The organism is Pseudomonas sp. 14P5.3.2 (genome assembly GCF_057799175.1).
The window spans coordinates 1-19,669 of record NZ_JBYOKU010000044.1 but is presented as its reverse complement, the minus strand read 5'-3'; the positions used below and the strand labels follow the sequence as shown (position 1 = coordinate 19,669).

At 61.2% G+C, this 19,669-nt stretch carries 14 protein-coding genes; 9 read left to right on the top strand and 5 right to left on the bottom strand.

The window, feature by feature from the left end:
* Positions 1–118: 118 nt before the first annotated feature.
* The 3 genes from AC27VU_RS25605 to AC27VU_RS25595 are packed head-to-tail and all read right to left on the bottom strand — an operon-like array spanning position 119 to position 7,461.
* Positions 119–3,241 carry an efflux RND transporter permease subunit gene (locus AC27VU_RS25605; protein WP_488725190.1) on the bottom strand — a complete coding sequence of 1,041 codons (3,123 nt, stop codon included), beginning with the start codon at positions 3,239–3,241 and terminating at the stop codon, positions 119–121.
* Complete coding sequence (locus AC27VU_RS25600; RefSeq protein WP_488725189.1) at positions 3,231–6,314, bottom strand: efflux RND transporter permease subunit; 3,084 nt, start codon at positions 6,312–6,314, stop codon at positions 3,231–3,233. The genes AC27VU_RS25605 and AC27VU_RS25600 overlap by 11 nt, the downstream gene beginning before the upstream one ends.
* Positions 6,315–6,327: 13 nt before the next feature.
* Positions 6,328–7,461 (bottom strand): efflux RND transporter periplasmic adaptor subunit, encoded by a 1,134-nt coding sequence (locus tag AC27VU_RS25595; RefSeq protein WP_488725188.1) that lies wholly within the window; start codon positions 7,459–7,461, stop codon positions 6,328–6,330.
* Between the two features lie 261 nt (positions 7,462–7,722).
* Between AC27VU_RS25595 and AC27VU_RS25590 the strand changes: the two genes are divergently transcribed.
* Positions 7,723–8,328, top strand: coding sequence for a TetR/AcrR family transcriptional regulator (locus AC27VU_RS25590; RefSeq protein ID WP_007969638.1), 606 nt, complete (start codon positions 7,723–7,725; stop codon positions 8,326–8,328).
* A gap of 112 nt (positions 8,329–8,440) precedes the next feature.
* On the opposite strand, the gene AC27VU_RS25585 is transcribed toward AC27VU_RS25590, so the two are convergent.
* Both AC27VU_RS25585 and AC27VU_RS25580 read right to left on the bottom strand, forming a co-directional pair.
* Positions 8,441–8,899 (bottom strand): REP-associated tyrosine transposase, encoded by a 459-nt coding sequence (locus AC27VU_RS25585; RefSeq protein ID WP_262142020.1) that lies wholly within the window; start codon positions 8,897–8,899, stop codon positions 8,441–8,443.
* 210 nt (positions 8,900–9,109) lie between these two features.
* On the bottom strand, positions 9,110–9,550 hold the full coding sequence (locus tag AC27VU_RS25580) for a GlcG/HbpS family heme-binding protein (RefSeq protein WP_003222968.1): 441 nt from the start codon (positions 9,548–9,550) through the stop codon (positions 9,110–9,112).
* A 268-nt stretch (positions 9,551–9,818) separates the two neighbouring features.
* Here AC27VU_RS25580 and gcl point away from each other — a divergent pair, with 268 nt between their 5' ends.
* The 8 genes from gcl (at position 9,819) to AC27VU_RS25540 (ending at position 19,561) form a co-directional block, all read left to right on the top strand.
* Entirely contained in the window at positions 9,819–11,594 is a 1,776-nt protein-coding gene (gene gcl, locus AC27VU_RS25575; protein WP_003222966.1) for a glyoxylate carboligase, read from the top strand.
* Positions 11,595–11,770: 176 nt separating this feature from the next.
* Positions 11,771–12,553: a hydroxypyruvate isomerase gene (gene hyi, locus AC27VU_RS25570; protein ID WP_003222964.1), complete on the top strand. Its 783-nt coding sequence runs from the start codon at positions 11,771–11,773 to the stop codon at positions 12,551–12,553.
* Positions 12,554–12,753: 200 nt separating this feature from the next.
* A complete protein-coding gene (locus AC27VU_RS25565; RefSeq protein ID WP_003222962.1) occupies positions 12,754–13,647 on the top strand; it encodes a 2-hydroxy-3-oxopropionate reductase in 894 nt (297 codons plus the stop codon).
* A 161-nt stretch (positions 13,648–13,808) separates the two neighbouring features.
* A complete protein-coding gene (locus tag AC27VU_RS25560; RefSeq protein ID WP_488725187.1) occupies positions 13,809–15,083 on the top strand; it encodes a glycerate kinase type-2 family protein in 1,275 nt (424 codons plus the stop codon).
* Complete coding sequence (gene pyk / locus AC27VU_RS25555; protein WP_103520005.1) at positions 15,080–16,495, top strand: pyruvate kinase; 1,416 nt, start codon at positions 15,080–15,082, stop codon at positions 16,493–16,495. Before AC27VU_RS25560 ends, pyk begins: the two co-directional genes overlap by 4 nt.
* A 200-nt stretch (positions 16,496–16,695) precedes the next feature.
* Positions 16,696–17,610: an urea transporter gene (locus tag AC27VU_RS25550; RefSeq protein ID WP_488725186.1), complete on the top strand. Its 915-nt coding sequence runs from the start codon at positions 16,696–16,698 to the stop codon at positions 17,608–17,610.
* A 22-nt stretch (positions 17,611–17,632) separates the two neighbouring features.
* Positions 17,633–18,457: an ion transporter gene (locus tag AC27VU_RS25545; protein ID WP_488725185.1), complete on the top strand. Its 825-nt coding sequence runs from the start codon at positions 17,633–17,635 to the stop codon at positions 18,455–18,457.
* 105 nt (positions 18,458–18,562) lie between these two features.
* Positions 18,563–19,561: a sulfate ABC transporter substrate-binding protein gene (locus AC27VU_RS25540; RefSeq protein ID WP_003222955.1), complete on the top strand. Its 999-nt coding sequence runs from the start codon at positions 18,563–18,565 to the stop codon at positions 19,559–19,561.
* Positions 19,562–19,669 lie beyond the last annotated feature (108 nt).

Here is a 19,669-nt window from a genome sequence, read left to right as displayed (position 1 = left end):
CTAACCCCTGTGGGAGCGGGCTTGCTCGCGAAAGCGATTTCACCTTCACCATCAATGCTGGCTGACCCGACGCCTTCGCGAGCAAGCCCGCTCCCACAGGGGATTTGCGACGTTTCATCTATTGCTCCTTACGCTTCAGGCGCTGCGACGCCCGATCCAGCCAAAGGTAGATCACCGGCGTGGTGTACAGCGTCAGCAACTGGCTGAACAGCAAGCCGCCAATGATCGAAATCCCCAACGGTCGGCGCAACTCCGAGCCATAGCCGGTGCCGAGCACCAGCGGCAGTGCGCCAAGAATTGCCGCCAGCGTGGTCATCATGATCGGCCGGAAACGGATCAGACAGGCGCGGCGAATCGCTTCTTTCGCGCTCAGGCCGAATTCGCGGCGCTCGGTGATGGCGAAGTCGATCATCATGATCGCGTTCTTCTTCACGATCCCGATCAACAGAATCACCCCCACCAGCGCGATGATCGACAGTTCAGTCCCCGTCAGCAGCAACGCGATCAAGGCACCGACCCCGGCCGAGGGCAAGGTCGAAAGAATCGTCAGCGGATGCACCAGACTCTCGTAAAGCATCCCCAGCACGACATACACCGACAGCAGCGCCGCGACGATCAGCAACGGTTCACTGGCCACCGAAGACTGGAACACCTGCGCGGTGCCGGCGAACTGGCCGACCACGCTGGCCGGCATGCGCAATTGCTTCACGGCGTTTTCAACTAACGCCGTCGCCTGACCGATGGATACGCCTGGCGCGAGGTTGAACGAAGCGGTCACCGCTGGAAAGGTGCCCTGATGACTGATCGAAATCGCTGTGCGCCCCACCGAATAATCAGCAACAGCCGACAGCGGTACCAACGGTTGCGAGGCGGTGGCGCTGAGGTTGGGCGCCGCCGCAGCGCCCTTGGTGGTGACGGCCGCCGTGCCCACCGGCACGTAGACATTTTTCAGGGTGGCCGGGTCAGCCCAGTACGGCGGCGCAACTTCCATCACTACGTGGTACTGGTTGGCGGAACGGTAGATGGTCGAGACCTGACGCTGGCCGAACGCGTCGTACAGCGTCTGGTCGATGGCCGACATGCTCACGCCCAGTCGCGCCGCCGCATCACGATTGACGGTGACGCTGGCCATCAGGCTGTTGTCCTGCTGATCGGTGTTGATGTCGGTCAATTGCGGCAAGGTGTGCAGCGCCGCCACGACTTTGGGCACCCATTCATCGAGGGTGCTCTGGTCATCGGCGGTCATCGTGTACTGATATTGCGCCCCGCTCTGCCGCCCGCCAACGGTGATGTCCTGCGCTGATTGCAGGTACAGGCGCGTGCCGGGCATGTCGCCCAGGGTGCGGCGAATCTGCCCGATGACCTGATCGGCGCTGTCCTTGCGATCGGCCAGTGATTTGAGGGTGATGAACAACTGCGCACTGTTCACCGCGCCGCCGATCCCGCCGCCACCGCCGACAAAACCACCGACGGTGGCCACGTTCGGATTGCTCAGCACCTTCTGGTTGATCTCGCTGAAGTTCGACTGGATCGCCCCGAAGGAAATGCTCTGCGCCGCGATGATGCTGCCGGACATGCGCCCGGTGTCTTCCTGCGGGAAAAAGCCCTTGGGCACCATCACGTACAGGACGCACGCCAGCACGATCACCAGCAACGTCAGCAACCCCATCAGGAACGAATGCTCCACCACCCAGCCCAGGGTGCGGTCATAGAAGCGGTGAAAGCGCGAATCCGGATGATCTTCGCCGTCCCCAGCCTGCTCATTGGTACGCAGCAGCACGCTGGCGAGCATCGGCGTCACGGTCAGTGATACCAGCATCGAAATCACGATGGCCACCGACAGCGAAATCGAAAACTCGCGAAACAGTCGCCCGACTATGCCGCCCATCAGCAGCAACGGAATGAACACCGCCACCAGCGACACACTGATGGTCATCACCGTGAAGCCGACCTCGCGCGCCCCGGCCAGCGCCGCCTGCACACGGCTTTCGCCCTTCTCCAGATGGCGCATGATGTTCTCGACCACCACGATCGCATCGTCCACCACAAACCCGGTGGAAATGGTCAGCGCCATCAACGACAGGTTGTTCAGGCTATAGCCGAGAAAGTACATCGCACCAAACGTGCCGAGCAGCGACAACGGCACGACAATGGCCGGGATCAGCGTGCTGCGCCAGTCGCGGAAGAACGCGAACGTCACCAGCGTCACCAGTGCGATGGAAATCAGCAGGGTCATTTCCACGTCATGCAACGACGCACGAATGGTGGTGGTGCGATCCATCAGGATGTTGATCTTGATCGCCGAAGGGATCGAACTTTGCAGAAACGGCAGGTCGGCCTTCACCGCATCCACGGTGTCGATGACGTTGGCCCCGGGCTGCTTGAACACCACCAGCAGCACCGCTGGTTTGCCGTTGGACAGGCCGAAGTTGCGCAGGTCTTCGACGTCTTCGGTGACGTCGCCCAGATCGGAAATGCGCACCAGATCGCCATTGTTTTTCTTCACCACCAACGGCCCGTAATCGGCGCCCTGATAGAGCATGTCGTTGGCCTTGAGACCATAGGATTGAGCGCCGAGTGATACCGTGCCCTTGGGCAGATTGACGTTGGACGCCTGAATCACCTGGCGCACCTGTTCGAGGCTGACGCCATAGCGGTTGAGCCGATCCGGGTTGAGCTCGATGCGTACCGCCGGCAGCGCCGCGCCGCCCACCGTGACGTCGCCGACCCCGGTGGTTTGCAACAGGCGTTGCTCAAGCAGGGTCGAGGCCACGTCATACATCTGTCCGCGTGTCGCCGTGTCGGAGGTCAGGCTGAGGATCAGGATCGGCGAGTCGGCCGGGTTGACCTTGCGGTAGGTCGGGTTGCCGGACAGGTCGCTCGGCAGATTGCTGCGCGCCGCGTTGATCGCCGCCTGCACGTCCCGGGCCGCGCCGTCGATGTCGCGGTTGAGGTCGAACTGCAGGGTGATGCGCGTCGCCCCCAGCGAACTCGACGAGGTCATTTCAGTGACCCCGGCGATCTGCCCGAACTGGCGCTCCAGCGGCGTCGCCACCGACGATGCGACAGTGCTCGGATCAGCGCCGGGCAACGAAGCGCGCACGCTGATGGTGGGGAAATCCACTTCCGGCAGCGGCGCCACTGGCAGCAGGTTGAACGCCAACACGCCGAACAGCGCCAGCCCCACCGCCAGCAACGTGGTGGCGATCGGGCGCTGGATGAACGGCGCGCTAAGGTTCATCGCGATAGGCCTCGACCAGCGCTGGCCGGCGCCGAGTGAAACGCTGCTCCAGACTGTGCATGGCGAGGAAAATCACCGGGGTCGAAAACAGCGTCAACAACTGACTGAGCAGCAGCCCGCCGATGATCGCGATGCCCAGCGGATGTCGCAGTTCCGAACCGATCCCGGTGCCCAGCGCCAGCGGTACCGCGCCAAACAGCGAGGCCATGCTGGTCATCAGGATCGGCCGAAAACGCAGCTCGGCCGCCTGACGAATTGCCGCCACGGCATCGAGCCCGCCCTCGCGCTCAAGCTCCAGCGCGAAGTCGACCATCATGATGCCGTTCTTCATCACGATCCCGATCAACAGCACGATGCCGATCAGGCCGATGATGTCGAACTGCGTGCCGGTGATCAGCAACGCCAGCAGCGCGCCCAGCGCTGCCGAGAGCAAGGTCGAAAGAATCGTCACCGGGTGCACGAAGCTCTCGTAGAGAATGCCCAGCATCAGGTACACGACGATGATCGCCGCCAGCACCAGAAACACCTGATTCGACAGTGACGCCTGGAACGTCGCCGCCGCCCCCTCCAGATTGGCCTGCACCGACAGCGGCAGGCCGGCCTTGGCTTCGATCTCGTTGAGCCGGGTCACCGCAGCACCAAGGGTCTGGCCGGGGGCGAGGTTGAACGACACGTCGGCATAGGGAAATTGCCCGAGGCGGTTGATGGTCACCGGCGCGCGAATCACCTGCAGGGTCGCCATGCTGGACAGCGGCGCCACCCCGCCGCCGGGAATATCGACGTAGAGCCCGGTCAGCAAATCGGCCAGATTGTGCGGCGGATGATCAGTGGCAATCACCACGTGATACTGGTTGAGCTGGGTGTAGATGGTCGACACCTGACGCTGGCCGAAGGCGTCGTACAGCACATCGTCGATGGCCTGCGGGGTGATCCCCAGACGTGAAGCGGTGGCGCGGTCGAAGTTGAGCTGGATCTGATTGCCGAACTGCATCGCCTGACTCTGCACATCGGTGAACATCGGGTCCTGCTTGATCGCCGCCAGCAATGTGTTGGTCCACTGCTCCAGCTCATCCGGGTCGGTGGCCTGCAGGCCGAGGCGGTAGCTGGTGGTCGAGACCGTGGCGTCCAGCGTCAGGTCCTGCACGCTGTGCAGGTACAGGCGAATCCCGGCGTCGTCGGCGTTGGCGTCCGAGAGCCGGCGAATCACTGCCGCGCTGCTGTCGCGGTCGCCGTGGGGCTTGAGGTTGATCAGCAGGTTGCCCTGATTGATCGTCGGGTTGGTCTGGTCGATACCGACGAACGACGACAGGCTGGCCACCGCTGGATCCTTCAGAATTCGTGCGGCCAGCCGTTGCTGTTCGATCTGCATCTGCTGGAAGGAAATAGTCGGCGAGGCCTGGGAAATACCCTGGATCAGCCCGGTGTCCTGCTCGGGGAAAAAGCCCTTGGGCATCACCACGATGATCAGCAGGGTCAGTGCCCCGGTGAACACAATGGAAATCAGCGTCAGCCCGCGGTGCAGCAACACCCAGTCCAGGCCCTTGACGTAATAGCCGTTGATCCGGTCGAAGAAATCGACCCGGCGCTCCTCGTGCCTGTGCTTGAGCATGCGCGAGCACATCATTGGCGTCAGGGTCAGGGTGATCAGCGCCGAGATGACGATGGTCACCGCTACGGTCATGGCAAATTCACGGAACAATCGCCCGACCACATCGCCCATGAACAGCAGCGGTATCATCACCGCGATCAGCGCCACCGACAGCGAAATAATCGTGAAGCCGATCTGCTCCGAGCCCTTGAGCGCAGCCTCCATCGGCGAGTCGCCGGCCTCGATGTAACGCGTGATGTTTTCGATCATGACGATGGCGTCATCGACCACAAAACCGATGGCGATGGTCAGCGCCATCAGCGTCAGGTTATTCAGCGAAAAGCCCAGCCCATAGGCCACTGCAAGCGTACCGACCAGGGTCAGCGGCACGGTTACCGCCGGAATGATCGTCGCCGGGAGATTGCGCAGGAACAGGAAAATCACGATCACCACCAGCAGCACCGCCACGCCCAGTTCGTACTGCACGTCGGTGACCGAGGCACGAATGGTTTGCGTGCGATCGGTGAGCACGTTGACCTTGAGCGTCGCCGGCAGACTGGCGCGCAATTTGGGCAACAGTTGCTGCACACGGTCGACCACGTCGATCACGTTGGCGCCGGGCTGACGCTGGATATTCAGGACAATCGACGGCGTGCTATTGGTCCACGCGGCCTGGCGTGGATTCTCCGGGCCCTGGGTCGAACTGGCGATCTGCGACAGACGGATCGACGCGCCGTTCTTGTAGGCGATCACCAGGTCGCGATACTCCTCGGCCGACTGCAACTGGTCGTTGGTGCCGATCGAATACGCCTGATATTTGCCGTCGATATTGCCCTTGGCCTGATTGACGTTGGCCGTGCCCAGCGAAGTGCGCAGGTCATCAAGGGACAGACCGAGATTGTTCAGCGCCGAGGTGTTGGCCTCGACCCGCACCGCCGGGCGCTGACCGCCGCTGATGGTGACCAGGCCGACGCCGGTGATCTGCGAAATTTTCTGCGCCAGCCGCGTGTCGGCAAGGTCTTCAACCTTGGTCAGCGGCAGCACGTCGGAGGTCAGCGACAGGGTCAGCACCGGCGCGTCGGCCGGATTGACCTTGCTGTACACCGGCGGATACGGCAGGTTGGCCGGCAGGAACGTGCCGGCGGCGTTGATCGCGGCCTGCACTTCCTGCTCGGCGACATCCAGCGACAACGATAGATCGAATTGCAGGGTCACCACCGAGGCGCCGTCGGAGCTGGTGGAGTTCATCGATTTGAGGCCCGGCATCTCGCCGAGCTGACGCTCCAGCGGCGCGGTGATCGACGAACTGATCACCTCGGGACTCGCGCCGGGGTATTGAGTGAAGACCTGGATAGTCGGGTAATCGACCTCGGGCAACGCCGACACCGACAGCAAGTGATAACCGAGCATGCCCAGCAACAGCACCGCCACCATCAACAGCGTAGTAGCGACCGGGCGTTCGATGAAGGGGCGCGAGACGTTCATGTTGGGCGCCTCCTCACTGCGCGACGACTTTCACCGCAGAGCCATCGTCGAGTTTGTCGGCGCCCTCGGTGACTACCTGCTCACCGGCCTTCACGCCGTTGTCGAGCACTGCCGAGACGTCCCCCGTCGCCGGGCCGGTCTTGATGTTGCGCAGGCTGACCTTGTTGCCCGGATCGACCACGACGAACACGAAATCGCCCTTGCTGCCGTGCTGGATCGCCCGGGTCGGCACCACGCTGATCTGGGTCAGCGTGTCGGCCTTGAGTCGCGCGTTGACGAACTGATTGGGAAACAGCGTCTTGCCCGCATCGTCAAACTGCGCCTTGACCTTGATCGTGCCGGTGCTGGTATCGACCTGGTTGTCCAGCGCCAGCAGACTGCCGGTGGCCAGCAGATTGTGCTTGTTGCGGTCGTAGGCCAGCACCGTCACCGGCCCCTTGGCCATGGCCTGATTGATTGCGCCCAGATCATCTTCGGGCACGGCGAACACCACCGTGGCCGGGGTCATCTGGGTGATGACCGCAATCCCGGTGGTGCTGGTGGTGGTCACGTAGTTGCCGGGATCGACCTGGCGCAGGCCGACCACGCCATCCACCGGCGAGGTGATGGTGCAATAACTCAATTGCACTTCGAGGTTCTGCACGCTGCCCTGATCGGAAGCGACCGTACCTTGCAGTTGCTGCACCAGGGAGGCCTGGGTATCGAGGGTTTGCTGGGTGGTGGAACCGACCTTGATCAACTCGCGATAGCGCGCCAGATCGCGCACGGCGTTGGCAAGCAACGCCTGATCGTGCATCAGCGTACCCTTGGCCACCGCCAATTGCGCCTTGAGTGCGCGGTCATCGATGCGGGCGATCACCTGGCCCTTGCGCACCCGCTGGCCTTCCTGGAATTCGACCGAGCTTAAAATTCCGTCGACTTGGGTGATCACTGTCACGCTGCGGGTCGGGGTGACGGTGCCGAGGGCGTCGATGTACACCGGCACATCCTGCAACTTGACTGCGACCGTTGCCACGGGCTCGGCCGGCGGCGGTGGCTTGGGCTTGCGCTGGTTCGACGCGAGGAACAGCCACAGCACCACTGCCAGCAATACAAGCCCCAGCACAACGATGGCCCAGGCGATTTTGCTGCGTCTGCGTTTTTCCACGGTATTTCACTCGAACAGGCCGACAATCACACACGGCAATTGAAAGTGAAGCCCGGCCATACAAGGCAAATCCCTGGCCAATGGCTTGATCGCTGCCTTGAACTCTAGCAGCGCCTCCCGAGTTCACCCAAAGATCTGCAGGTTCGTTCAGCCCCGAGACAGCGAAGTCCGTCCGCCCCCTTGCCGGGGCATTCTTGAGCGCTGCGCGAGGCCGGTGCTACCATGCGCAACCGCCAGAACAGGCAAGGAACCACCGGGTTTATGAGCACAATCCGCGAGCGCAACAAAGAACTGATCCTGCGTGCCGCCAGTGAGGAATTTGCCGACAAAGGCTTCGCTGCGACCAAAACCAGCGACATCGCCGCCAAGGCAGGATTGCCCAAGCCCAACGTCTACTACTACTTCAAGTCCAAGGAAAACCTCTACCGCGAGGTCCTGGAAAGCATCATCGTGCCGATCCTGCAGGCCTCGACTCCGTTCAACCCGGACGGCGTGCCGAGCGAAGTGCTCAGTGGCTACATCCGCTCGAAGATCCGCATCTCCCGCGACCTGCCCTTCGCCTCCAAGGTGTTCGCCAGCGAAATCATGCACGGCGCCCCGCACCTCAGCGCCGACCTGGTCGAGCAGCTCAACAGCCAGGCCAAGCACAACATCGACTGCATCCAGAGCTGGATCGACCGCGGCCAGATCGCCCCGATCGACCCCAACCACCTGATGTTCAGCATCTGGGCCGCGACCCAGACCTACGCCGACTTCGACTGGCAGATCTCTGCGGTCACCGGCAAGGACAAACTGGACGAGGCGGATTACGAGGCGGCGGCGCAGACGATTATTCGGTTGGTGTTGAAGGGGTGTGAGCCGGACTGATAGACCTCGTTGAGCGCTTCGCGAGCAAGCTCGCTCCCACGGGGATTTGTGAACGCCGCAGATCCAATGTGGGAGCGAGCTTGCTCGCGAATGGAGCGACCAGGTTTGACTGTCAGACCCAAATGGCATCCCACAGCGGATAGTCGCCAAGCTTCTGCACTAAACCTGCCCGCAATGGGTTGGCCACGACATATCGCGCTATTTTCACCAGATCCTCCTCTCGCCGTAGCGCCCTATCGTGAAATCCTTGCTGCCATAAACTGCCTTCTCTTTTCGCAGCCAGATTCACTGCCCGCGCGCTTAAGGATTTTGTCCGTTGCATCAGGTCACTTAAGGAACCTCGCTTCAAATCGATCAACCAATGAAAGTGGTCAGGCATAACTACCCACGCCAAAGAGTCGGCAAAGTCCTGCTCTTGGGCGCTTCGAAATTGGGCAACGACCAACCTGCCCAACGCAAAATCGCGGAAAACGGGTTCGCGATATAGGGTATTGGCAGTCAGTAGATAAATTCGGTTGGGCTCGTCGTAACGACCAAAGCGCAAGCGATGTGAAGCGGACAGTTTCGGCATTCCTTTGCACCTTTCAAGAGATGACCTGAAAGGTTAGATCTGCACACGGGGAGGAAGCGTCAAGACTGTTAGCCAGATGTGTCCGTTGAATCGCCTTCGCGAGCAAGCTCGCTCCCACAGTGGATTTGAGGTGTTCACACTTCATGTGTCAGAACACAAAGCTGTGGGAGTGAGCTTGCTCGCGAAGACTTCAGTTCAGACGCTAAAAAATCAAGCCGCCACCCCCGCATCCGCCCTCAAATCCAGCGCCTCCACGGCTTTGATCGCCACCTGCTCATCAATATCCGACAGATCGCCGCTGATCCCGATCGCGCCCAGCACGTTGCCTGCCTGATCACGAATCAACACCCCGCCCGGGGCCGGGACGACGCTGCCCTGGCCCATGCTGTTGAGTGCGGCGATGAACGCCGGGCGTTGTTGGGCGTCCAGCGCCAGCAGGCGTGAGCCCTTGCCCAGGGCGATGGCGCCCCAGGCTTTGCCGATGGCGATGTTCGGGCGCAGCAGGCTGGCGCCGTCTTCGCGTTGCAGGGTGATCAGGTGGCCGCCGGTATCGAGTACCGCGATGGTCAGCGGCGCGGCGTTGATGCCGCGTCCGGTGCTGATGGCCTGGTTGACCAGGTTGACTGCGACTTTCAAGGTTAAAGCGCTCATGGTGCCGTCCTCATTTTGTTATTGGGAAAGTCGTGGGGCTGCGCTCAAGTGCCGCAGACCGATGCCACAAATAGAACACAATGAATTATTTTTTTGTATACAATAATTCTCGAAAGGCGCCACATGCGACGAAAAGCCACAGCAAAACCGGCTTCCGACGAATGAAACAGACGCTTGAGAAAATGGATTGACCTGCGCCGTCCGCCGTGAATACACTCTGCGCAAAGCCACTTGTATACAATTACAAAACGTAAAGAGGCACAAAACCATGAGCAAAATGAGAGCAATCGAAGCCGCCGTTCTGGTGATGCGCCGTGAAGGGGTTGATACCGCTTTTGGCATTCCGGGTGCTGCGATCAACCCGCTGTACTCCGCCCTGCAGAAAGTCGGTGGCATCGATCACGTCCTCGCTCGCCACGTCGAAGGCGCGTCACACATGGCCGAGGGTTACACCCGCACCAAGGCCGGCAACATCGGCGTGTGCATCGGTACGTCCGGCCCTGCCGGTACCGACATGGTCACCGGGCTCTACAGCGCCTCGGCCGACTCGATCCCTATCCTCTGCATCACCGGCCAGGCACCCCGCGCCCGTATGCATAAGGAAGACTTCCAGGCGGTCGACATCACCAGCATCGTCAAGCCCGTCACCAAGTGGGCGACCACGGTTCTGGAGCCGGGCCAGGTGCCTTACGCGTTCCAGAAAGCCTTTTACGAAATGCGCTCCGGCCGTCCAGGCCCGGTGCTGATCGACCTGCCGTTCGACGTGCAGATGGCTGAAATCGAATTCGACATCGACGCCTACCAGCCGCTGCCGCTGGCCAAGCCAACCGCGACCCGGATTCAGGTCGAGAAGGCTTTGGCCCTGCTGGATCAGGCCGAGCGTCCATTGCTGGTGGCCGGCGGCGGCATCATCAACGCCGACGCCAGCGATCTGCTGGTGGAGTTCGCCGAGCTGACCGGTATTCCGGTGATCCCGACCCTGATGGGCTGGGGCACCATTCCGGACGATCACCCGTTGATGGTCGGCATGGTCGGTCTGCAGACCTCGCACCGTTACGGCAACGCCACGCTGCTGAAATCCGACGTGGTACTGGGCATCGGTAACCGTTGGGCCAACCGTCACACCGGTTCGGTCGACGTCTACACCGAAGGCCGCAAGTTCATTCACGTTGACATCGAAGGCACGCAGATCGGCCGCGTGTTCACTCCGGATCTGGGCATCGTCTCCGACGCCGCTGCCGCGCTGACCGTTTTCATCGAAGTCGCCCGTGAATGGCAAGCCGCCGGCAAGCTGAAAAACCGCAGTGCCTGGCTGCAGGATTGCCAGCAACGCAAAGCCAGCCTGCACCGCAAGACCCACTTCGACAACGTACCGGTCAAGCCGCAGCGCGTTTACGAAGAGATGAACCAGGTGTTCGGTAAGGACACCTGCTACGTCAGCACCATTGGTCTGTCGCAGATTGCCGGCGCGCAGTTCCTGCACGTCTACAAGCCGCGTCACTGGATCAACTGCGGTCAGGCCGGCCCGTTGGGCTGGACCATTCCGGCGGCGCTGGGCGTGGTCAAGGCCGATCCGAGCCGGAAAGTCGTGGCCCTGTCGGGGGACTATGACTTCCAGTTCATGATCGAGGAGCTGGCGGTCGGCGCTCAGTTCAAACTGCCTTACATCCACGTCGTGGTGAACAACTCGTACCTGGGGCTGATCCGTCAGGCCCAGCGCGGGTTCGAAATGGACTACTGCGTGCAGCTGTCCTTCGATAACCTGAACGCGCCGGAACTCAACGGTTACGGTGTCGACCACATCGCAGTCGCCGAAGGCCTCGGCTGTAAAGCCCTGCGGGTGTTCGAACCATCGGAAATCGCCCCTGCCCTGCGCAAGGCCGAACAGATGATCGAAGAGTTCAAGGTACCGGTGATTGTCGAGATCATCCTGGAGCGTGTGACCAACATCTCCATGGGGACCGAGATCAACGCCGTCAACGAATTCGAAGACCTGGCACTGGTCGGCAACGACGCGCCAACGGCGATTTCGTTGCTTGATTAACTGCTGACCGCTCTCCCTGTGAGAGCGGGCCATGTGGCGAGGAAGCTTGCTCCCGCTGGGGCGCGAAGCGGCCCTGAAAATCCTGGGTCTGCTATGCAGCCCAGCGGGAGCAAGCTCCCTCGCCACACAGGCTCGCTCCTACAAGGGGAACCTCACAAGATTTACGGGAGACCACCATGCCGCGTTTCGCAGCCAACCTGTCCATGCTGTTCACCGAACAGGATTTCCTTGCCCGTTTCGACGCCGCCGCCAAAGCCGGTTTCAGTGGTGTGGAATACCTGTTCCCGTACGACTTCAGCTCTGCCGAAATCAAGGCCAGGCTCGATGCCAACGGTCTGACCCAAGTGCTGTTCAACCTGCCGGCCGGTGACTGGGCCAAGGGCGAGCGCGGTATCGCGTGTCTGCCGGATCGGGTCGAAGAATTCCGCGCCGGGGTCGATCTGGCGATTGCCTACGCGCAGGTGCTGGGCAACACCCAGGTCAACTGCCTGGCCGGTATCCGTCCGCAAGGCATTGATGATGTGACCGTGGAGAAAACCTTCGTCGCCAACCTCAAGTACGCGGCCGACAAGCTGCAGGCGGCCGGTATCAAACTGGTGATGGAAGCGATCAACACCCGCGACATCCCGGGTTTCTACCTGAACAACACGGCGCAAGCCCTGTCGATTCGCGAGCAGGTCGGCAGCGCCAATCTGTTCCTGCAATACGACATCTATCACATGCAAATCATGGAAGGCGATCTGGCCCGCACCCTGCAATCGCACCTGGGCGAGATCAACCACGTGCAGCTCGCGGACAACCCGGGGCGCAACGAGCCGGGCACCGGTGAAATCAACTACCGCTTCCTGTTCGAACACCTGGATCGCATCGGTTATCAGGGTTGGGTTGGCTGTGAATACAAGCCGCTGACCACCACCGAGGCAGGCCTCGGCTGGCTCAAGAGCCACAACGCAATCTGACAGCACTGCAAAACCCCTGTGGCGAGGGAGCTTGCTCCCGCTCGGCTGCGCAGCAGTCGTAAACCCTGCAAACCGATTTTGTCTGACACACCACAGTGGCTGGTTTTGGGGGTGCTTCGCCCCCCAGCGGGAGCAAGCTCCCTCGCCACAAAGTGTGTTCGGCAGATTATTTGGCTACACAAAAACAAGAGGATTTTCTCATGGCTAAAATCGGATTTATCGGCACCGGCATCATGGGCCACCCAATGGCTTCGAACCTGCAGAAAGCCGGTCACAGCCTGTTCCTGTCGGCGCATCACGACGCCGCTCCGGCCGATCTGGTCGCCGCTGGCGCCGTCGCCCTGGCCAACCCGCGCGAAGTGGCGCAGGAAGCTGAATTCATCATCGTCATGGTCCCGGACACCCCGCAGGTCGACGACGTGCTGTTCCGCGCCGACGGCGTTGCTGCCGGCATCGGCAAAGGCAAAGTCGTGATCGACATGAGCTCGATTTCGCCGACCGCCACCAAGGCTTTCGCCAAGAAGATCAACGAAAAAGGCGCGCAATACCTCGACGCCCCGGTATCCGGTGGTGAAGTCGGCGCCAAGGCTGCGACCCTGAGCATCATGGTCGGTGGCGACGCCGATGCCTTCGAACGCGCACTGCCGCTGTTCCAGGCCATGGGCAAGAACATCACTCTGGTCGGTGGCAACGGCGACGGTCAGACCGCCAAAGTGGCGAACCAGATCATCGTCGCGCTGAACATTCAGGCCGTGGCTGAAGCCCTGCTGTTCGCCTCGAAAAACGGTGCTGATCCGGCCAAGGTGCGTGAAGCGCTGATGGGCGGTTTCGCTTCGTCGAAGATCCTCGAAGTGCACGGCGAGCGCATGATCAAGGGCACCTTCGATCCGGGCTTCCGCATCAGCCTGCACCAGAAGGACCTGAACCTGGCCCTGCAAGGCGCCAAGGAGCTGAACATCAACCTGCCGAACACCGCCAACGCCCAGCAAGTGTTCAGCACCTGCGCGGCCATCGGTGGCAGCAACTGGGACCACTCGGCGCTGATCAAGGGTCTGGAACACATGGCCAACTTCTCGATTCGCGACAAAAAATAAAGCCACTGCCCCACCGCTTGAACCTGTGGGAGCGAGCTTGCTCGCGAAGAGGGCGTATCAGTCGACATGGATATTGCCTGATCCATCGCTTTCGCGAGCAAGCTCGCTCCCACAGGGATCTCTACCGCCCTTTCGAATAACAAGAATTCCGGGAGCCCGCCATGTCGGTCGATCCGCAACAACTGCTGCGCGAGCTGTTTGCCACAGCCATCGACGCGGCCCATCCGAACCAAGTCCTCGAAGCCCATCTACCTGCTGATCGCAGCGGTCGGGTGATCGTCATCGGTGCCGGCAAAGCCGCAGCTGCCATGGCGCAGGTGGTCGAGCGCTGCTGGCAGGGTGAAGTATCCGGTCTGGTGGTGACCCGTTACGGTCACGGCGCTCCGTGCGAAAAAATCGAAGTGGTCGAAGCCGCGCATCCGGTACCGGATGCCGCCGGCCTGGCCGTGGCCAAGCGCGTGCTGGATTTGGTCAGCAATCTGACTGAAGACGACCGCGTGATCTTCCTGCTCTCCGGTGGCGGCTCTGCCCTGCTCGCCCTGCCGGCCGAAGGCATCACCTTGGCCGACAAGCAGTCGATCAACAAAGCCCTGCTCAAATCCGGCGCGACCATCGGCGAGATGAACTGCGTGCGCAAGCACCTCTCGGCGATCAAGGGTGGCCGCCTCGGCAAGGCCTGCTGGCCTGCCACTGTGTATACCTACGCAATTTCCGATGTGCCGGGCGACCTCGCCACGGTCATCGCCTCCGGCCCGACCGTGGCCGACCCGAGCACTTCCGCCGAAGCGCTGGCGATCCTCAAGCGCTACAACATTGAAGTCCCGGCGTCGGTGCGCAACTGGCTGCAAAGCCCGGAATCGGAAACGGTCAAACCCGGTGATCCGAGCCTGGCTCGCAGCCATTTCCAGTTGATCGCCCGCCCGCAGCAATCGCTGGATGCCGCGGCGGTGAAATGTCGTCAGGCCGGTTTCAGCACACTGATCCTTGGCGACCTGGAAGGTGAGTCACGTGAAGTGGCGAAGGTCCACGCCGGCATCGCTCGGCAGATCATCAACCATGGTCAGCCGCTGGCGGCGCCGTGCGTGATTCTTTCCGGCGGCGAAACCACCGTGACCGTGCGCGGCAATGGCCGCGGCGGACGCAACGCCGAATTCCTCCTCAGCCTCACCGATAGCCTCAAGGGCCAGCCAGGCGTTTATGCGCTGGCCGGTGACACCGACGGCATCGACGGCTCGGAAGACAACGCCGGCGCGATCATGACCCCGGACAGCTACGCCCGCGCCGCCGCCCTCGGTTTGAGTGCCAGTGACGAGCTGGATAACAACAACGGTTACGGCTACTTCGAGGCGCTCGATGCGCTGATCGTCACGGAGCCGACCCGCACCAACGTCAACGACTTCCGCGCCATTCTGATCCTTGAGAACTCTAAATCATGACGCCTGATAAAAAGGTCAAAATCCTCGCCACCCTCGGGCCTGCTGTCGACGGCATCGACGACATCCGTGAGTTGGTCGAGGCCGGGGTCAACATCTTCCGCCTGAACTTCAGCCACGGCGATCACGCCGACCACGCCCAGCGCTATCAGTGGATCCGCGAAGTCGAGCGCCAGCTCAACTATCCGCTGGGCATCCTGATGGATTTACAGGGGCCGAAACTGCGCGTCGGCAAGTTCGCCGACGGTAAGGTGCAGTTGCATCGCGGTCAGGCGTTTCGCCTCGATCTGGACGCCACACCCGGCGATGAACGCCGAGTGAACCTGCCGCATCCGGAGATCATTGCCGCGCTGGAAGCGGGCATGGATCTGCTGCTGGATGACGGCAAACTGCGCCTGCGCGTGGTCACCAAATACTCCGACGCGATCGACACCACCGTGCTCAATGGCGGCGAGCTGTCGGACCGCAAAGGCGTCAACGTACCGCAAGCGGTGCTCGACCTCAGCCCACTGACCGCCAAGGATCGCCGCGACCTGAGCTTCGGTCTGGAGCTGGGTGTGGACTGGGTGGCGCTATCGTTCGTGCAACGTCCGCAGGACATTCTCGAGGCCCGCGAACTGATCGGCGACAAGGCGTTCCTGATGGCGAAAATCGAGAAGCCGTCTGCAGTTGAACAACTGCGTGAAATCGCCGAACTGAGCGACGCGATCATGGTGGCTCGCGGTGACCTCGGCGTCGAAGTACCCGCCGAAAGCGTGCCGCAGATCCAGAAAAACATCATCACTACCTGCCGTGAACTCGGCAAACCGGTGGTGGTGGCGACGCAGATGCTCGAATCGATGCGCTTCTCTCCGGCACCGACCCGCGCTGAAGTCACCGACGTGGCCAACGCAGTGGCTGAAGGCGCGGATGCGGTGATGCTCTCGGCCGAAACCGCGTCCGGTGAATACCCGCTGGAAGCGGTGCAGATGATGAGCAAAATCATCCGTCAGGTGGAGAACGGTCCGGACTATCAGACTCAACTCGACGTCAGCCGACCGAAAGCCGAGGCGACGGTGTCCGATGCCATCAGCTGCGCGATCCGCCGCATCAGCAACGTGCTGCCGGTGGCGGTGCTGGTCAACTACAGCGAGTCGGGCAGCTCAAGCCTGCGGGCGGCGCGGGAGCGGCCAAAAGCGCCGATCCTCAACCTGACGCCGAACCTGCAGACGGCACGGCGCTTGAGCGTGGCGTGGGGTATTCACTCGGTGGTCAACGATCGCCTGCGTCAGGTCGATGAAGTGTGTTCGACCGCGCTGGAAATCGCTCAGGCGCAAGGAATGGCCGAGCGTGGCGATACGTTGCTGATCACTGCCGGGGTGCCGTTCGGGCAGCCGGGATCGACTAACTCACTGCGGATCGAAACATTGATCTGACTAGCGACACAAAACCTGTGGCGAGGGAGCTTGCTCCCGCTCGGCTGCGCAGCAGTCGTCGCTTTTAGGGCATGACGGTTTTCACAGAAGAACCGCATTAACCCATGTTGGGGCCGCTACGCGACCCAGCGGGAGCAAGCTCCCTCGCCACAGTTATTGGCAAGACCTTTTGATTTTCCAACTGCCCAGATTTTTTCAACATGCCTGCCAATCATTTCAACACCCACTGCCCCGACTGGGCCGAGGCTTTGCTCAACGGTTTCAGTCAAATATTCCTCCAGCGCCATCCGCTCTGCGGCCTGTTGTGCCTGCTGGCGATCCTGCTCACTGCGCCAGTGCTGTTTGCCGGCGCGCTGCTCGGTGCGGTCGCTGGATTGCTCACCGCACAACGGCGTAACTATGCCAAGGCTGATCGTCAGGCCGGATTGTTCAGTTACAACGGCGTGCTGCTCGGCTTGTTGCTGAGCCTGTATTTCCCTTGGTCGCCAATGTTACCGCCGCTGATCCTGGCGGCTGGCGGCCTGAGTGCGATGGTCACACAGCAATGGCTCAAACACGTGTACCGCAGTCGATCGATACCGGCTTATACCTCGCCGTTCGTGGCAATCAGCTGGATCCTGTTGCTGTTTGCCGAGCCGTCCGCGCCGACAGCGCACATCGAGATGAACACGCTGAATTTGCTCGCCGCTGAGTGGCGTGGACTGGGTCAGGTGATGTTCCTTGATCATCCACTGGCCGGCGCATTGATCGCCATTGGCCTGTTGATCGCTGATCGCCGCGCCTTTTGCTGGGCATTGTTCGCGTCGGCCATCGGCCTGGCGTCGAGTCTGCTGCACCACGAAAGCAGCACCGCGCTACTCGGACTGGGCAGCTACAACGCGGTACTCGCCGCCCTCGCCTTCAGTGCGCAACGCCAACAACCGTGGCTGCCACTGCTGGGCATTGTCGTTGCGCTGCTGGTCACCCCGCTGTTCGCCGCCATTGGCCTGGCGACGCTCACCGCGCCGTTTATCCTTGCCTGCTGGCTGATCCGCGCTGGCGCGCAGATGCTCGGCAACAGCGCTGTCGAAAGCCCGTCTTGCGCTCATGGGGAGAATCAACCTAGGCTGCGCTGATTTTATGGCCAGGGCGACTTGCATGAACAACAACGACACGTGGCGCAATCGCCTGTACGTGATCATTTTCCAGACCGACACCGTGGCCGGGCGCCGTTTCGACAGCACCCTGCTGCTGATCATTCTGGCAAGCTTGGTGGTGGTGATCCTCGACAGCATCGATGAAGTCCACCAGAACTACGCCAACGTGCTGGCGTACATCGAATGGGGCTTCACCGTCATCTTCCTCAGCGAATACATCCTGCGTCTGTATTGCTCGCCCAAACCACTGCGCTACGCGTTCAGTTTTTACGGGCTGGTGGACTTGCTGGCGATCGTGCCCGGAATCCTCGCGCTGTATTACAGCGACGCGCAGTACCTGCTGATTATCCGGATCATCCGAATGCTGCGGATCTTCCGGGTGCTCAAGCTCGGCCCGTACCTGAAACAGGCCCACTACCTGCTCGACGCCCTGCGCGGCAGCAAGCAGAAAATCCTCGTGTTCCTGCTCAGCGTCTGCACGTTGGTCACGGTGTTCGGCACCTTGATGTACGTGGTCGAAGGTCCGGAACACGGCTTCACCAGCATTCCCAAAGGCATTTATTGGGCTATCGTGACGCTGACCACCGTGGGTTACGGCGACATCGTGCCCAGAACGGTGTTGGGCCAGATCATTTCGTCGCTGGTGATGATCACCGGTTACTCGATCATCGCCGTGCCGACCGGGATTTTCACCGCCGAACTGGCTACCGCCATGCGCGGGGGTCAGCAGCAACACGACTGCCCGGTCTGCTCGAAAAGCAGCCATGAACAAGAAGCTTCGTTCTGCTCGCGTTGTGGCAATGCCCTGTTCAAGAAAATGGAATAAGCACAGAGCTTTTTAATCTTTAAGCGACTATGCCGCCCCGGCTATAGTCGCTGGCAAAACGGTATCACCCCCTACCGTCATCACCGACACAACAAGGAATGCGCAGTGAAAAAACTCTTTGGCGCCTCACTTCTCGCCGCTGGCCTGGCCCTGGGCAACATCGCTCAGGCGGCTCCGACTCTGCTGAACGTTTCCTACGACGTGATGCGCGATTTCTACAAGGACTACAACACTGCGTTCCAGAAACACTGGCAGGCTGAACACAACGAAAACATCACCGTACAGATGTCCTTCGGCGGTTCGAGTAAGCAGGCGCGTTCGGTGATCGATGGCCTGCCGGCTGACGTCATCACAATGAACATGGCGACCGACATCAACGCCCTCGCCGACAACGGCAAACTGGTGCCGGAGAACTGGGTCACCCGCCTGCCGAACAACAGCGCGCCGTTCACCTCGGCCACCGTGTTCATCGTCCGTAAAGGCAACCCGAAAGCCCTGAAAGACTGGCCGGACCTGCTCAAGGACGGCGTGCAGGTGATCGTGCCGAACCCGAAAACCTCGGGCAACGGCCGCTACACCTACCTCTCGGCCTGGGGCTATGTGCTGAAAAACGGCGGTGACGAGAACAAGGCCAAGGAGTTCGTCGGCAAACTGTTCAAACAAGCGCCGGTGCTGGACACCGGTGGCCGCGCCGCGACCACCACGTTCATGACCAACCAGATCGGCGACGTGCTGGTGACCTTCGAGAACGAAGCCGAGATGATCGCCCGCGAGTTTGGCCGCGACCAGTTCGAAGTGATTTACCCAAGTGTCTCCGCCGAAGCCGAGCCACCCGTGTCGGTGGTCGACAAAGTGGTCGACAAGAAAGGCACCCGCGCCGCTGCCGATGAATACCTGAAGTACCTGTGGTCGCCGGAAGGCCAGGAAATCGCCGCTGCCAACTACCTGCGTCCACGGGACCCGGCAGTGCTCGCGAAGTACACCGACCGTTTCCCGAAAGTCGACTTCCTGTCGGTGGAGAAAACCTTCGGTGACTGGCGTTCGGTGCAAAAGACCCACTTCAATGATGGCGGGATCTTTGATCAGATTTATTCCGGCCAGTAAGGCTTAAGCGATAACGAAAAAGGCGACCTCGACAGGTCGCCTTTTTTGTGGGCATTGGAAATCACACAGTCCCCCCATGTGGGAGCGGGCTTGCTCTCGAAAGCGGAG

What these genes read in the sequence shown, in the direction of transcription:
- AC27VU_RS25605 (WP_488725190.1), bottom strand. Translation starts at nt 3,241, where the DNA reads ATGAACCTTAGCGCGCCGTTCATCCAGCGCCCGATCGCCACCACGTTG.
- AC27VU_RS25600 (WP_488725189.1), bottom strand. Translation starts at nt 6,314, where the DNA reads ATGAACGTCTCGCGCCCCTTCATCGAACGCCCGGTCGCTACTACGCTG.
- AC27VU_RS25590 (WP_007969638.1), top strand. Translation starts at nt 7,723, where the DNA reads ATGAGCACAATCCGCGAGCGCAACAAAGAACTGATCCTGCGTGCCGCC.
- AC27VU_RS25585 (WP_262142020.1), bottom strand. Translation starts at nt 8,899, where the DNA reads ATGCCGAAACTGTCCGCTTCACATCGCTTGCGCTTTGGTCGTTACGAC.
- AC27VU_RS25580 (WP_003222968.1), bottom strand. Translation starts at nt 9,550, where the DNA reads ATGAGCGCTTTAACCTTGAAAGTCGCAGTCAACCTGGTCAACCAGGCC.
- gcl (WP_003222966.1), top strand. Translation starts at nt 9,819, where the DNA reads ATGAGCAAAATGAGAGCAATCGAAGCCGCCGTTCTGGTGATGCGCCGT.
- hyi (WP_003222964.1), top strand. Translation starts at nt 11,771, where the DNA reads ATGCCGCGTTTCGCAGCCAACCTGTCCATGCTGTTCACCGAACAGGAT.
- AC27VU_RS25565 (WP_003222962.1), top strand. Translation starts at nt 12,754, where the DNA reads ATGGCTAAAATCGGATTTATCGGCACCGGCATCATGGGCCACCCAATG.
- AC27VU_RS25560 (WP_488725187.1), top strand. Translation starts at nt 13,809, where the DNA reads ATGTCGGTCGATCCGCAACAACTGCTGCGCGAGCTGTTTGCCACAGCC.
- pyk (WP_103520005.1), top strand. Translation starts at nt 15,080, where the DNA reads ATGACGCCTGATAAAAAGGTCAAAATCCTCGCCACCCTCGGGCCTGCT.
- AC27VU_RS25550 (WP_488725186.1), top strand. Translation starts at nt 16,696, where the DNA reads ATGCCTGCCAATCATTTCAACACCCACTGCCCCGACTGGGCCGAGGCT.
- AC27VU_RS25545 (WP_488725185.1), top strand. Translation starts at nt 17,633, where the DNA reads ATGAACAACAACGACACGTGGCGCAATCGCCTGTACGTGATCATTTTC.